This is a genomic window from Amycolatopsis pittospori, assembly GCF_013870525.1.
Taxonomy (GTDB): Bacteria; Actinomycetota; Actinomycetes; order Mycobacteriales; family Pseudonocardiaceae; genus Amycolatopsis; species Amycolatopsis pittospori.
On record NZ_JACBXD010000040.1, the window covers coordinates 43,393 to 56,916 of the forward strand.

General features: G+C 69.4%; 16 protein-coding genes. 4 read left to right on the top strand and 12 right to left on the bottom strand.

What is annotated here, in order from left to right:
• Window positions 1–16: 16 nt before the first annotated feature.
• Together H5J31_RS22315 and H5J31_RS22320 are read right to left on the bottom strand one after the other, a co-directional pair.
• Window positions 17–451, bottom strand: a complete 435-nt coding sequence (locus H5J31_RS22315; protein WP_181774576.1) for an acyl-CoA thioesterase — start codon at window positions 449–451, stop codon at window positions 17–19.
• Between the two features lie 27 nt (window positions 452–478).
• On the bottom strand, window positions 479–1,267 hold the full coding sequence (locus H5J31_RS22320; RefSeq protein WP_181774577.1) for an AraC family transcriptional regulator: 789 nt from the start codon (window positions 1,265–1,267) through the stop codon (window positions 479–481).
• Between the two features lie 70 nt (window positions 1,268–1,337).
• Between H5J31_RS22320 and H5J31_RS22325 the strand changes: the two genes are divergently transcribed.
• Entirely contained in the window at window positions 1,338–2,054 is a 717-nt protein-coding gene (locus tag H5J31_RS22325; RefSeq protein WP_207898474.1) for a hypothetical protein, read from the top strand.
• A 114-nt stretch (window positions 2,055–2,168) separates the two neighbouring features.
• Here the strand turns inward: H5J31_RS22325 and H5J31_RS22330 are convergent, their stop codons facing one another.
• The 6 genes from H5J31_RS22330 to H5J31_RS22355 all read right to left on the bottom strand — a co-directional run bounded on the left by H5J31_RS22330 (window position 2,169) and on the right by H5J31_RS22355 (window position 7,170).
• Window positions 2,169–2,543, bottom strand: coding sequence for a DUF427 domain-containing protein (locus tag H5J31_RS22330; RefSeq protein WP_181774579.1), 375 nt, complete (start codon window positions 2,541–2,543; stop codon window positions 2,169–2,171).
• A gap of 63 nt (window positions 2,544–2,606) precedes the next feature.
• The gene (locus H5J31_RS22335; protein WP_181774580.1) at window positions 2,607–3,371 is read right to left on the bottom strand and encodes an HAD family acid phosphatase; all 765 of its coding nucleotides are present in this window, start codon (window positions 3,369–3,371) and stop codon (window positions 2,607–2,609) included.
• A 10-nt stretch (window positions 3,372–3,381) separates the two neighbouring features.
• The gene (locus H5J31_RS22340) at window positions 3,382–4,551 is read right to left on the bottom strand and encodes a class I SAM-dependent methyltransferase (RefSeq protein WP_181774581.1); all 1,170 of its coding nucleotides are present in this window, start codon (window positions 4,549–4,551) and stop codon (window positions 3,382–3,384) included.
• 1 nt (window position 4,552) lies between these two features.
• Entirely contained in the window at window positions 4,553–5,518 is a 966-nt protein-coding gene (locus H5J31_RS22345) for a methyltransferase domain-containing protein (RefSeq protein WP_181774582.1), read from the bottom strand.
• 4 nt (window positions 5,519–5,522) lie between these two features.
• Window positions 5,523–6,302, bottom strand: coding sequence for an enoyl-CoA hydratase/isomerase family protein (locus H5J31_RS22350; protein ID WP_181774583.1), 780 nt, complete (start codon window positions 6,300–6,302; stop codon window positions 5,523–5,525).
• A 55-nt stretch (window positions 6,303–6,357) separates the two neighbouring features.
• Window positions 6,358–7,170, bottom strand: coding sequence for an ABC transporter ATP-binding protein (locus H5J31_RS22355; protein WP_181774584.1), 813 nt, complete (start codon window positions 7,168–7,170; stop codon window positions 6,358–6,360).
• Window positions 7,171–7,522: 352 nt separating this feature from the next.
• Between H5J31_RS22355 and H5J31_RS22360 the strand changes: the two genes are divergently transcribed.
• Both H5J31_RS22360 and H5J31_RS22365 read left to right on the top strand, forming a co-directional pair.
• Window positions 7,523–8,071 (top strand): cysteine dioxygenase, encoded by a 549-nt coding sequence (locus H5J31_RS22360; protein ID WP_181774585.1) that lies wholly within the window; start codon window positions 7,523–7,525, stop codon window positions 8,069–8,071.
• On the top strand, window positions 8,068–8,463 hold the full coding sequence (locus tag H5J31_RS22365) for a rhodanese-like domain-containing protein (protein ID WP_181774586.1): 396 nt from the start codon (window positions 8,068–8,070) through the stop codon (window positions 8,461–8,463). Before H5J31_RS22360 ends, H5J31_RS22365 begins: the two co-directional genes overlap by 4 nt.
• 4 nt (window positions 8,464–8,467) lie before the next feature.
• Here H5J31_RS22365 and H5J31_RS22370 read toward each other — a convergent pair whose 3' ends face one another.
• From H5J31_RS22370 to H5J31_RS22380, 3 genes are read right to left on the bottom strand one after another with little or no spacing between them, the layout of a single operon-like run.
• A complete protein-coding gene (locus H5J31_RS22370; protein ID WP_181774587.1) occupies window positions 8,468–9,073 on the bottom strand; it encodes a putative T7SS-secreted protein in 606 nt (201 codons plus the stop codon).
• 16 nt (window positions 9,074–9,089) lie between these two features.
• On the bottom strand, window positions 9,090–9,449 hold the full coding sequence (locus tag H5J31_RS22375; RefSeq protein ID WP_181774588.1) for a hypothetical protein: 360 nt from the start codon (window positions 9,447–9,449) through the stop codon (window positions 9,090–9,092).
• Window positions 9,442–10,314 (bottom strand): hypothetical protein, encoded by an 873-nt coding sequence (locus H5J31_RS22380; RefSeq protein WP_207898459.1) that lies wholly within the window; start codon window positions 10,312–10,314, stop codon window positions 9,442–9,444. The genes H5J31_RS22375 and H5J31_RS22380 overlap by 8 nt, the downstream gene beginning before the upstream one ends.
• A 380-nt stretch (window positions 10,315–10,694) precedes the next feature.
• Here H5J31_RS22380 and H5J31_RS22385 point away from each other — a divergent pair, with 380 nt between their 5' ends.
• A complete protein-coding gene (locus H5J31_RS22385; protein WP_181774589.1) occupies window positions 10,695–10,880 on the top strand; it encodes a hypothetical protein in 186 nt (61 codons plus the stop codon).
• Here H5J31_RS22385 and glgP read toward each other — a convergent pair.
• Window positions 10,877–13,417, bottom strand: coding sequence for an alpha-glucan family phosphorylase (glgP, locus tag H5J31_RS22390; RefSeq protein WP_181774590.1), 2,541 nt, complete (start codon window positions 13,415–13,417; stop codon window positions 10,877–10,879). The genes H5J31_RS22385 and glgP overlap by 4 nt on opposite strands.
• Between the last annotated feature and the right edge of the window lie 107 nt (window positions 13,418–13,524).

Sequence of the window (13,524 nt, forward strand, 5' to 3'; positions counted from 1 at the left end):
CGAAAGCGGCGAAAGATCACGAAGTCCTTGTCAAACCGAGATTTTCCGGCCGCGACGCGTATTTGCGCCAGTAGTGCGCGGGATCCGCGACCAACCGCCGCCGGTCGAGGTCCAGCAATCCGGAAAGACTCTCGACCTCCGCCACCACGGCACCGTCCGGGGTCAGGAATTCCTGGACGACCCGTGACACCTTGCCCGGCTCCCAGGCGAACCGCGTCAAGACGTCGATCCGGGCGCGGGCTCGAAGCTCGCGACGGAAGCGAATCGTCGTTTCGAGGTTGACGGGTCCGAGGTTCTCGGCCTTGAGCACCAGCGGATCCACCCCGGCCGCCGCTACGCATTCCCAGCGCGCATGGTCGGCGTAGGCGAGGTAGGCGGGCCCTCGCACGTGGCCGTTGACGTCGAGATCGTCGGTCCGGATGTCGATGGTGACGCGAAAGGGTTCAAGCACTCCCCGATCTTCACCGCGACCGGCCGCTCAGTCTGGAACGTTTCGGCCAACCTGCCGGGCCCAGGACTTCACCAGCGCGCCGGGCGAGGCTCCGGCCAGCCGTCGGCTCTCACGCCCTAGGTGGGACTGATCCGCGTATCCGGACTCGGCCGCGACGTCGGCGAGGGACGACTGCGCACGCGCCACATCTCCGACGCGCTTCAGGAAGCCGGTGAACCGAAGTACCCGCTGCAACTCCTTCGGCCCGACGCCGACCTCGTGCCGTACGTGGCGCCGCAGCCCACGTTCGCTCACACCGAGGTCCGCCGCGACCTGGGCGGCGCCCGCTGCCGGCGAACGCAGTGCGCGGACGGCCGCGACCGACAGCCCGTCCAGTTCCACCCCTCGCCGCAACCGCTCGAAGATCAACGACTCCAGCACCCGCCGTGCCTCGGCCGGCGTCGGGGACTCGGCCAGCTCGGCTTCCGCACGGCCTGCGCTCGCGCCCCACAGCTCGCGCAACGGCGTCGCTCCCGTCTCCAGCTCCGTCATCGGCAACCCCAGCACCGCACCGCCGACGCCGCAGCGCAGCCGCAGCCCCACCGTCCATTCCGACGCGGGCAGGTCGTGCCGCAGCACTCCGCTCACCGTCGTGACCACGGCGAGGCCTCGCCCGTCCCAGACGAGATCCGCGCAGCCGTCCGGGAACACCCGCAGAGACCGGCCGCAGCCCACGCGCCCCGTCCAGGAGCTTTCGACCACGGCGCCGACGCCTGGACCCGGTTTGCTTTCGCGGTACACCGAACGGCCCGAACGACGACGCAGCGGAACACCCACGCTTCGCAGTATGCCCCGGACCCCCGACAAGATGCGCGCCACTTGATCTTGCTGAAGACTGCCCACCGTGATGCGGCCGTCCCTCGACCCGTCCCCCGCCGAGTGGATCTCTCCCCGACTCGGCGGGGCTTTCGGCGCGGCCTCCCGCGCGGTCCCGCGGGGCTACCCCGCTTACGCCCGCATCTGCCATCCGGCCGAACGCGACCGCGGAGGCTGGGCTGGCTGGCACGAGGCCGCGGCCGAAACGGGACGGCGTCCGCACGGCGCCATGCAGTGGCACGCGCTCGTGGGCTCCCCGGATCCGGTGAACCTCACGGGATCACTCTGGCGAGGCTCTCCGCCGGACCGGGGCAATCTGCCGTCGCATACGCTCACCGCCCTGCTGCCCGTCCTCGCCGACCATACGTCCACTTCGGACACCTGGTTCTGCCTCTGGGAGGGCTACGCCTGGGTGGACGAGGCCACGCTTTCGCGAGAACACCTCGACGCGCCGCGCCTGCGGCATCCCGGCCGTGACTACCTGCTGTTCGCCGGTCCGCTGACCTCGGCGACCGAACTCGGCTGGCGGCCGCGACCGGCCTGGTTCGAGGCGCAGTCCCCCAACCTGTTCTGGCCGGACGACCGCGCGTGGTGCGTGGCGACCGAGGTCGACTTCGACTCGACGCTCGTCGCGGGCGAGGAGGCCCTGGTCGACGCGCTGCTCAAGACACCCGGCCTGGAGGCGTGGCGGATCGAACCCGACACCTCGCTCGCCGCCGACGCCGACCGGGTCAACCACGTTCCGTAACGGCTACCCGCAATCCAGGAGAACCCCTCCGCCTCACCCCAGCGTGCTATGAACGACCCGTTACTGGCAAATTTTGCCAGTAACGGGTCGTTCATAGCACTACGCGGGGGCCGGTCAGCGCTCTTCGATCGCGTCGACCTTCGCCGGGTAGAAGGCGACGTGGTCCTTGATCTCGGCGACCGCGTCGTGCGGCGCCTCGTAGGTCCACACGGCGTTCTCGGCGACGCCGTCACCGGTACGGATGCTGTAGTACGACGCGTCGCCCTTGAACGGGCAGTACGTCGAATGTTCCGTCCGCTCCAGCACACCGAAGTCGACGTCGGCGCGTGGGATGTACTGCGCCGGCGGGTAGTTCGACTCCTGCAGCGTCAGCGCGTTCGCGCTGTCCGCCACGACCTTCCCGCCGACCGTGACGACCACCCGCGCCTTGTTCGGCGCCACCGTGATCGGGTGGTTCGCGCTGGGCTTCAGCACCTTCTTCTCAGGCATGGATCAGCTCCCTAGAGGGTTTCCGATACCGGGGACAGCAACGTCGCCCGCGCGGATATTCCGTCAGGGGAGGTAGTACATCGGGTTCGGCAGCTTCACCGGCGACTCCGCGTAACCGCCTTCGAGGTCACTGAACTGATCGCCGAAGTTGGCGAGGATGGTCGCGCCGGTCGAGGCGATGTGCTTCCGGGTGCCCGCCTTGTACTGCACGGTGGTGCAGGTCAGGCCGCACGGCAGGTAGTCGGGCGCGGTGGTCTTCGGCTTGAAGAACGCGCCCGCGGGCGCCGGGTAGCCCTCGTTCGCGAGGTTCTTCAGCGACTGCGGGCCCTGGAACTCGTTGCGCCCGGTCAGGAAGTAGATCTTGACGCCGCGCTGCGCCGCCCAGTTCGCGAGTTCCAGCACCGGCTTGTTCGCGACGAACGTGCCCTTGTCGATCGCCTCCTGCTGCTTCACCGGGTCGAAGCCGAAGTCGTTGTCGGCCTCCCAGCCGTAGGTGACCTCGGCGGTGTCGTCGACGTCGAACACGACAGCGGGGTTCTTCACGCCGTGGTCGAGCCTGCGCTGGAGGTAGCGCTTCGCATCGGAGACCTGGCGCTTGGTGTCGGACACGAAGCGGCTGTTCTCGGAGTACTGGTGCTTGCCGTCGGGGCCGACAACGTCGCCGTAGTAGGCCTTGACGTCGAGTTTGACCTGGCCGATGTTGGCCGGTTCATGGCCGCGGCGCCAGGCCGCGTCGTCCTGGTTCGCGACGGCGGACGCGCCGCCGGCGAGGACGGCTCCGGCGGCCGCGGCGGCGGCCAGTTTCAGCAGCCCGGTGAACCTGCTCATGAAGTACTCCTCACGTGATCTGTGCGCGGCACAGGAACGCTACTCCAGAACGGCCGATTCTGGTCAGTACCAAAGTCGCTTCTTCACCGCCGCGCGGCTTTAGCTTGCGCCGCAAGGCATCCGGATCGATATCCAGACCACGGACGAGGATCTCCAATCGCCCGACATCGTGTTTTTTCAGTAGTACGCGAAGATTCTTCTCACTGTACGGTCCGTACTCGAACACCCGGAACGCCCGAATTCCGGGCGGCGGAACGTCTCCGGTCAGGTACGCGATCCGCTCGTCGAGCTGCCACAAACCGTGCCGCGCGGCGTAATGCCGCACGAGTCCCGCCCGGACGACGGCGCCGTCGGGGTCGATGATCCATTCACCGGGCTCACGACCGGGGATATCGTCGGAATCGGCGTCGGTGATCGACCATTGTGCACCGTCCGAACGCAGCACGGTCGCGCGCCGCGACACGGTGGATCCGACGCCGCGCCACAGGCAGGCCTCACGGACCTGACCGTCCAAAGAGACCAGTTCGACCTCGTCCGCCCAGGGCGCGATGGAGAAATCGAGGCCCGGCGCGCATTTGACCGAGAGTTCGCGCCCCGCGTAGGCCTCGACCAGGCCGTCGAGCGGAGGCAGGAAATCAGCGGGCTTCCAGGCCCGCCGGCCTGCCGAGTCACGCCGAGCCGGATCGGCGACGACGACGGAGGACCGGCTGACCGGTTTCACCGCGTCCGCCCGTATCAGTACCGGCGAAACACCGGCCTCGGCGCAGTTGTGCCGCGCCATCGCCAGCCGGACCTCGTCCAGATCCGAACCTATCGTCCGGGCGGCGACGCGGGCGATCTCGACGAGGTCCGCGCCGACGGAACACGTCACGTCGTGGACGTCGCGACCTGCCAGCCGCGAGGCCCGGTGCCGGGCGACGGCGGTGGCGCTCGCCTGCTGAAGGGCATCTCCGGTGAACAGCCACGAACCCGCCGAGTCCAGTTTGGACGACGACTTCCGCCGTAGTACCACCGTTTCCAGCACCGCGGCCGCGTGGTCCGGAGCGATCCGGCGGACGGCGGCGACGTCGGCGATACGGGTCTTGTCGGTCAGCGGCAGGGACGAGCATTCGGCGATCGCCGCGCTTCCCGCGCCGGAGCGCAGGAAGGCGACGTCGTCGAGGGTGAACTGATACGGCAACCTAGGATCGCTTGGTACCGGTGATCATCACGTTGTAGAACAGCTCACGCGGCAGCACCTTGGCGAGCAGCTTCTTGTCCAAAGCGGACAGACGCAGCCAGAGCCGGTATGCGAACAGACGCCAGCGCAGAGTCAGTTTCTCCTGCGGCACAGCGGCTTCGAAGGTCCGGATCGGCCAGCCCGCCAGCGCGGCGGCGAACTCTTCGGTGACCGCGCGGACGTCCTGCGCCCCGGCGCCCCGTGCCATCGACTCGAGGTCGGACGGGTCGAACGTGTGGATGTCGACCACGGCTTCGAGCGCGGCCGCCCGCGAGGACTCGTCGAGTTCCTCCTGCGGACGACGCCAGCCGTTGAGCACCGGCAGCTTGGTCAGGTTCGTGGTGAGGAACCAGGTGAACTGGCCGAGCTTGCGGGCGTAGAGGTCACCGACCTTGGTCGGCTCGCCCGCGAACACGAACCGGCCGCCCGGCTTCAGCACGCGCAGCACCTCGGCGAACGCCGCGCGGACGTCCGGGATGTGGTGCAGCACGGCGTGTCCGACGACGAGATCGAAACTGTTGTCCTCGTAGGGGATGCGCTCGGCGTCGGCGACCCGGCCGTCGACGTCGAGGCCGAGGTTCTCGGCGTTGCGCAGCGCGACCTGGACCATGCCGGGCGAGAGGTCGGTGACCGACCCCTTCTTGATCACGCCGCCCTGCATCAGGTTCAGCAGGAAGAAACCGGTGCCGCTGCCCAGTTCCATCGCGGTCGGGTACGGCTGGCCGTCGTCGTCACCGGCGACGGCGTTGAACACGTCGGTCGCGTAGGAGATGCAGCGCTCGTCGTACGAGATGGACCACTTCTCGTCGTAGGTCCCGGCTTCCCAGTCGTGGTAGAGCACGTTGGCGAGCTTGGGGTCCCCGAAGGCGGCCTTGACCTCTTCGGCGGTGGCGTGCGGGTTCGGCGCGGGGTCGTTCACCTGGGTCACTTCGCTACTTCCCCTCGAAGGTGGCCTTGCCAGGGCCGTTCTCGATGAACGACTTCATGCCGTTGCGCTGGTCTTCGGTCGCCCACAGGGCGGCGAACAGGTGGGATTCGAGCTTGAGTCCGTTCGCGAGGTCGGTGTCGAGACCGCCGTCGATCGCGGCCTTCGCGGCGCGCAGCGCCACGGCCGGGCCGTTGGCGAACTGGGCGGCCCACTTGTGCGCGGCGGCGTAGACGTCGTCGGGCGCGACGACCTCGTCGAGGATGCCCAGCGCCAGCGCCTCTTCGGCCTTGACGAACCGGCCGGTGAACACGAGGTCCTTGGTCTTGCTCGGGCCGATGAGCCGCGCAAGGCGCTGCGTGCCGCCCGCTCCGGGGATGACGCCGAGCTGGATCTCCGGCTGGCCGACCTTGACGTTGTCGCCGGCGATCCGGCGGTCGGCGGTCAGCGCGAGTTCGAGGCCGCCGCCCAGCGCGTAGCCGGTGATGGCCGCGACGACCGGCTTCGGGATGTTCGCGATGGTGGCCAGCGACGCCGTGAGCGCCGCGCCGAACTTCGCGATCTCCGGGTAGGTGCGCTCGGCCATCTCCTTGATGTCCGCGCCGCCCGCGAAGGTCTTCTCGCCGCCGTAGAGGATCACGGCGCGCACGTCGTCGCGCTCGGACGCCTCACGCGCCGCCTCGGCCAGTTCGGCCTGCACCTGGTTGTTCAGCGCGTTGACCGGCGGGCGGTCCAGCCGGATCGTGCCGACCCCGCCTTCGACCTCCAGGCTTACGAACTCTCCCACGCCGTCCTCCTTAACCGTCCAAGACAGAGTGCAGGCTACCGGTCAGTACGACAGGTCAGCGGCGACGGGCGAAGAAGCGATCACCGGACCGTTCGAGCAGAAGGTCCTGGTCGAACGTCTTGGACAGGTTGTCGCTGGTCACGACGTCGTCGACGAGGCCGGAAGCGACCGCGCGGCCGTCGCGCAGGAGCAGCGCGTGGGTGAACCCCGGCGGGATTTCTTCCACGTGGTGGGTGACGAGCACCATGGCCGGGGCCTCCGGGTCGAGGGCCAGTTCGGACAGGCGCGCGACCAGGTCCTCACGGCCGCCGAGGTCGAGACCGGCGGCGGGTTCGTCGAGCAGCAGCATCTCCGGGTCGGTCATCAGCGACCGCGCGATCAGGGTCCGCTTGCGCTCGCCCTCCGACAACGTGCCGAACGTGCGGTCCGCCAGATGCGGGATGCCGAGCGCGGTCAGCAGTTCCCGGGCGCGGTCGGTGTCGAGGCTGTCGTATTCCTCACGCCAGCGGCCGACGACGGCGTATCCGGCGCTCACCACGACGTCGAGGACGCGTTCCTCGCCGGGCACGCGCTGGGCGATCGCGGCCGAGGTGAACCCGATCCGCGGGCGCAGCTCGAAGATGTTGACCTTGCCGATCCGGTCGCCGAGCAGGTCGACCGTTCCCGAGGTCGGGTGGAGTTCGGCCGCGGCCAGCCGGAGCAGGGTGGTCTTGCCCGCGCCGTTCGGGCCGAGCACCACCCAGCGCTCGTCCAGTTCCACGGTCCAGTCGAGGTCGGCGAGGAGGTCGTTGCCTGTTCGGCGGACCCCGACACCGGTCATCCTCACCACGAGGTCGTCAAGTTCGCTGGGCTGGATCGGCTCGCTCACGCGCCCATTGTGTCCGCACACGCGCGCGCGTGTGCACCGGGCCGCCGGTCTTCGGAAAGCGGCTGGTCCAGGGAGTGGGACAGAGCTCCCTGGAATAACCACGCGGGTCACGGCTGTGGCACGATCGAAGGCGTGATCAGGTCCGTGTCCGCCGCCTTCCCCGTCATCGGGGGCTCTTTCTGGCGCCGTCGGACGATCGACCTGCTCCTCGTCGCCTCGTCCGGGTGTACCACCGCGCGACACGGCTGAGTCTTCCCTTTCACCGGCACCTCTCTCGTGTGCCGTGGCCCCGTGTCGCGCCGTGTTCGGCCCCTGCTTCCGAGCCCGCGAACCTTTCACGAGGAGCCTTACGGTGACCACGTCCCTCTCGCCTCACCAGGACATCGAGATCCACCCGCAGCTGATCGACCCGCTGCTCCCTGAACTGCTGCATCCCGAGCGGCTGCTCTGGACACCCCGGGAACTGGCCGATCTGACCTCCACCGTCACCACCGAGCTGACCTCCGGCCTGCGCGGCCTGCTGCGGTTCGACGAGGACCGCCGGTGGTGGGCGCGGCTCGCGCTGACCGACGGCGTCGAGCTGTGGCTGCTGTCGTGGCTGCCCGGCCAGCAGACCAAACCGCACGACCACGGCGGCGCGTCCGGTTCGTTCACCGTGCTGCAGGGCGAACTCGGCGAGGAGTACCGCTACCCCGGCGGCCCGGTCCGGCGCCGCACGCACGTCGCGGGCGAAGGCATCGGCTTCGGCGCGGGGCGCGCGCACCAGGTGACCGGGATCGGCACCGAACCCGCCGCCAGCGTCCACGCCTACTCGCCGCCGCTGGTCGCGACCCGTGAATACGTCACGCTCGCCGACGTTCCCGCCGAGATCCCCTCGCTGGCCCCGATACTGGGCGCATGACCGCCATCGACGAACTGCTGGCCGCCGCCCGGTCCGGACTGGACCGGGCGGAGCCCGCGCGGGCCCAGCGGCTACAACGCGACGGCGCCTTGATCGTGGACATCCGGCCGCATGTCAACCGGTGGGAAGAGGGCGAGATCCCGGGCTCGGTGGTCGTCGAGCGGATCCACCTCGAATGGCGGCTCGCGCCGGACAGCGAGTGGCGGCTGCCGGAGGTGAAACCGGACTCGACGGTGATCGTGGTGTGCAACGAGGGGTACTCGTCGAGTCTGGCCGCCGCCGACCTGCAACGTCTCGGGCTGCCCGGCGCGACCGACCTCGAAGGCGGGTTCCGGGCGTGGCGTTCGGCGGGCCTCCCGATCCGGGAGGGCGGAACCCCCGCCGTCCCGTGAGACGTCAGTCGCGACACCAGTGAAGCAACATCGCGTCGCTGAGTTGCTGGAGTCCTCGGTCGAACTCGACACGGTTCGTCAGGACCTGCCCCAGGACCAGACCGGACTCCGGCGGAGCGAAGGCCGGCTCAGGCTTCGGGGTCGGCGACGGCGATGCCGGGGCGAGCCGCGGAGCACGGGCCTGGTCGAGGTCGTCGAGCGTCTCGCGCAAGGTGGACAGTTCGTCGCTCGCCTCGGTCAAGGCGAGCGACGCCCGCGCGGCCGCTTCACCTCGCTGGCTCGCCAGCCGTTGCACCAGCGAAGAGTCCGTCGCGTACTGCGCGCTCCTGGTCAGCTGCTCCAGGACGGCGACGTAGTCGTCCAACGCCCGCGCCGCGCTCGCGTGGGTCTCCGCGACCTCGCGGCACCGGGCCGCCAGCTTGGTACGCCGTCCGGCGAACGCGTCGTGCGCCCGGCCGGACCAAGCCCCGGGGTCGACCTGGCGCAGGTCGACCGCGAAGTCCTCCAGGGAGCGGGAGAGCGCGCGCACGCGTTCCGCCTCGCTTCTGAGGACGCTGATCGTCCCCGCCGTCCACGGCGGACTCGCGCCGTCCGGCTGTTCCGGCTCCATCACCTGTCCTGTCCGGTCAGCCGAGAACGGCCTTGATGACGTTGGTGTCGAAGACGGCGACCGCCGGGGGAACGTTACTTTCCGCGGGTTCGATCATCCCGACGTTGTCGAGCGCCTCTTCCTCGATCAGCAGGTAGCGGCGCGCGGCCTCGTCCAGCCGGTCACCGAGTCTCCGCGCGTCTTCGGCGAGCACGGCGATGCTGTGCGCCGAAGCCTGCTGGAAGCTCCCCAGCGCCTTTGTGAGCACGGGATCCCCGGCTTCGCTCGCCGTGGCCCTGAACCCCAGCGCGGGCTGTCTCGTGAAGATCTCCACGAGGTCCTTGACCTGGTGTCCTGCCCGCGTCAGCCGCGCGGGGACGGCTTCGAAGTCAGCCATGTCCGGCGTCCTCGTGCGGCGGCCGTCGGTCGAGGGCGAGCCGCGCGATCTCCGCCGGCGGGAGCGGCAGGGCCGCGTCGATCCCCGAACCGCGCACCGGACTCGGATTGACCAGGACCCCGGTCGGCCTGATCCGGCCCGCGGCGGCGCGCACGACCTCACGCCCGGACCAGCGGCCACTTCTCGCCCAGCCCGCCCTGGTGGCCTGGCGGTAGGCCACCAGCAGCCGTTCGTCGGTGAAGACGCAGAACCAGTCGCCGTGGGCGCCGAGACCGGCCACGAGCGGGCCGCCGGAGCCGTCCGAGGGGCCGTGGACCCGGCCGTCCAGGAACATCCGCATGACCGAGGGCACGGGATCGCGCAGCCCTCGGATGGCGGTGGACAACCCGTCGGGAATCGCGTCGGGAGCGGGCTCGTCGGGTCCCGGCCGGACATTCCCGGCCAGCCACTTCGAGGCGAGTTCGAAGTCCTTCCCGGTGAAGTCCTCTTGAAAACCGTCGAGACTGTTTTTGACTCCCGCGAGGAATTCGTAGAACCGGCGGGTGCAGGTGCGTTCGGAAACCTTGACCCGGCCGCGGCGGACCATGGCCTTGAGCCTGCCGACCATACCCGCGTCGGCGTCCTCCGGATCCACGCCGAGGTTGTAGGCGGTCCAGACGATCTCGGGCATGAGCGGGTCGGCGAACTGGCCGAGGACGCGGTTCAGTCGCAAGAGGACGATCTCCCGCACCCGGCCCGGTTCGGCGTCGTCGGCGATACCCCAGATGGCACGCAGTTCGGGGCCGAGCGCACGGCCGAGCGCGTCCTGCCGGATCCCGGCGCGGGCATGGATGTGATGCAGCCGATCCTTGGCTCTGCGCGACATTTTCGTTTCCTTCGCCGAAGTCACTATTCCTCCCCTATGCGACCTCAAGAACGAAGATCCTATTCGACCGCAATTCAGGACGAGAGCCGACCCTGAATACGCGGAAACCGCCGGGATTCCCACATTGTCAGATCTGACAAAGTGGGTTTCACCTGGGTTTTTGTCATTCTTCGGCCAATCACGAAGATCAGTTTTGTCGTTTGTTCGCCACCGGCTTGACAACGACTCGCCATTGACCAACTGGTGACCAAAATAAACCGTACGTACGTCCCATGACCACTTCCTGACCAAGGCGCGAACGGCCGTGCGCGAAGACGATCACCGCACTTAGCGTCGTAGTACCGGCCGTGATCGACGCGGCCCGAATCAAGGAGTGCGGAATGGAACTCGCCGTGATCGTCGTGCTGGCGATGGTGGTCGGAGCCGGGGTGACGGGTCTGGTCCTGAGCCGATGGCACCGGCGGCGCGAGGCCGAACTCGTGAGGCTCGCCCAGGTGTGCTGGGAGCACGCGAAACTCGCCGAGTACGTCTCGGCGCACCGGCCTCTGCCGCGCCCCGGGCCCTAAGCGTGGACGACGCGCGCGAGTTCCGCCGGCGTCGCGAGTAGACGGTGCTTCGGCAGCACCCGGACCGTGTAGCCGATGGAGCCCGGGTGCGGCAGCTTCAGCCGCGCGGCGAACGCGCCGATCCCGTCGCCGGACATGGGGACGGTGACGGGGTCGCTCAGCTCGTCCCCGTCGCCGACCTTCCCGACCACGGCCTGGACGTCCACTTCGGACGGGTCGAGGCCGGCGAGGTCGATCCGCGCCCGGATGGTCACCTCGGTGCCGGTGACCATCGGCGCGGCGTCCTCGACGAGCAGTTCGGTGTCGAAGATCCGCACCCGCGGCCACGCGACGTCGAGTTTGGTCCGGTAGTCGGCCAGGGACAGCGCGCCGCGGTAGGCGTCGCCCGTCGCCTCCGCGACCATCCGCGACGCGGGCAGGTAGCCCGACTCGACGTACTCCCGCACCATCCGCGACGCCTGCACGCGCGGCCCCGTCGTCTCCAGCGTGTGCCACACCATCGACAGCCAGCCGCCGGGCACACCGCCGGGATCACGGTCGTAGAACAGCGGCGCGATCTGGTGACCCAGCAGGTCGTAGAGCGCCGCGGCCTCCAGTTCGTCACGCCGCAGCGGGTCGGTGACGCCGTCCGCGGTCGGGATCGCCCAGCCGTTGCTGCCGTCGTAGCACTCGTCCCACCAGCCGTCCCGGATGGACAGGTTGAGCCCGCCGTTGAGCGCCGACTTCATCCCCGACGTCCCGCACGCCTCCAGCTGCCGCACCGGCGTGTTCAGCCAGACGTCGCAGCCTCGGTAGAGATAGCGCGCCATGGACATGTCGTAGTCCGGCAGGAAGACGATGCGGCGCCGGACCTCGGGATCGTCGACGAACCGGACGATCTGCTGGATCAGCTGCTTGCCGCCCTCGTCGGCCGGATGCGATTTGCCCGCGACGACGAGCTGGATGGGGCGCCGCTCGTCCAGCAGCAGCGCGCGCAAGCGCTCCGGGTCGCGCAGCATCAGCGTGAGCCGCTTGTACGTCGGCACGCGGCGCGCGAAGCCGACGGTCAGGACGTCCGGATCGAAGACGGTGTCGGTCCAGCCGAGTTCGAGCGCCGACGCGCCGCGCTGCATCCACGCGGCCCGCACCCGGCGCCGCACCTCGGCGACCAGCTTCTCGCGCAGTTCCCGGCGCAGCGCCCAAAGCTGCTCGTCGCTGACGCCCTCACGCAGTGGTTTGCCCTGGTGGCCGTCGAGCCCCCACTCCTCGTGGTTGCGGCCGAGGAGCGCGCTCAGCTCACGCGCCACCCAGGTCGGCCCGTGGACACCGTTGGTGACCGAGGAGACCGGCACCTCGTCGAAGTCGAAACCCGGCCACAGCCGGGAGAACATCCGCCGCGACACCCGGCCGTGCAGCGCCGAGACGCCGTTCGCGCGCTGCGCGAGCCGCAAACCCATATGCGCCATGTTGAACAGGCCCGGGTTGTCCTCGGCGCCGAGCGCCAGCACGCGGCGCGGGTCGACGTCCGGGACCAACCTGCCGTCGGTGAAGTACCGCTGGACGAGGTCGACCGGGAATCGGTCGATCCCCGCGCTCACCGGCGTGTGCGTGGTGAACACGGTGCCCGCGCGGACGGCGGGCAGGGCCTCGTCGAACGCCAGCCCGTCGGCCTGGATGATCTCGCGAGCGCGCTCCAGCCCGAGGAAACCGGCGTGTCCCTCGTTGGTGTGGAACACCTTCGGTTGTGGATGCCCGGTCAGCTCGCAGTAGCGGCGCACCGCGCGGAAGCCGCCGATCCCGGACAGGATCTCCTGCCGGATGCGATGGTCGGCGTCGCCGCCGTACAGCCTGTCCGTGACGGCGCGCAGGTCTTCGTCGTTGGCCTCGGTGTCGGTGTCCAGCAGCAGCAACGGGATCCGGCCGACGCGGGCCTTCCAGATCTGCGCGTACAACGTCCGCCCGGCGGGCATCGCGACCTCGACCAGCACCGGTTTCCCGCCGTCGGTCAGCAGTTCCAGCGGGAAGGCGTTGGGGTCGATCACCGGGTAGTGCTCGACCTGCCAGCCGTCGAGCGACAGCGCCTGCCGGAAGTATCCGGCGCGGTAGAGCAGCCCGACACCGACCATCGGCACGCCGAGATCCGACGCCGCCTTGAGGTGATCGCCGGCCAGCACGCCGAGACCACCCGAGTAGTTCGGCAGCGCCTCGGTGACGCCGAACTCCATCGAGAAGTACGCGACGGCCGACGGCAGCTCGGCGTCGGCCTGTTTCTGATACCAGCGCGGCTCGGCGAGGTAGCGGTCCAGATCGGCGACCGCCTCGCGGGCGCGGGCGAGGAAGGTGTCGTCCACGGCCAGCTCGTCGAGCCGGGCGGGCGGCAGGGCGGTGAGCATCCGCAGCGGGTCGCGGACGCGGTTGAACAGCTCCGCGTCCATCGACGCGAACAGGTCGCGCGTGGGCGGGTGCCAGGTCCAGCGCAGATTCGTGGCGAGGTCACCCAGGCCGGCGAGGGACTCCGGCAGGCTCGCGCGGACGGTGAACCGGCGGACTGCTCTCATGAGGAGCGACCATATCGGCCGGGACCCCACCCCGCTCAAGACCCACTTCGGGGATTACCTGCACGCGGGCCATAAGCGCTGGGTAGGGTCCGTGCTTGCCGGTGTAC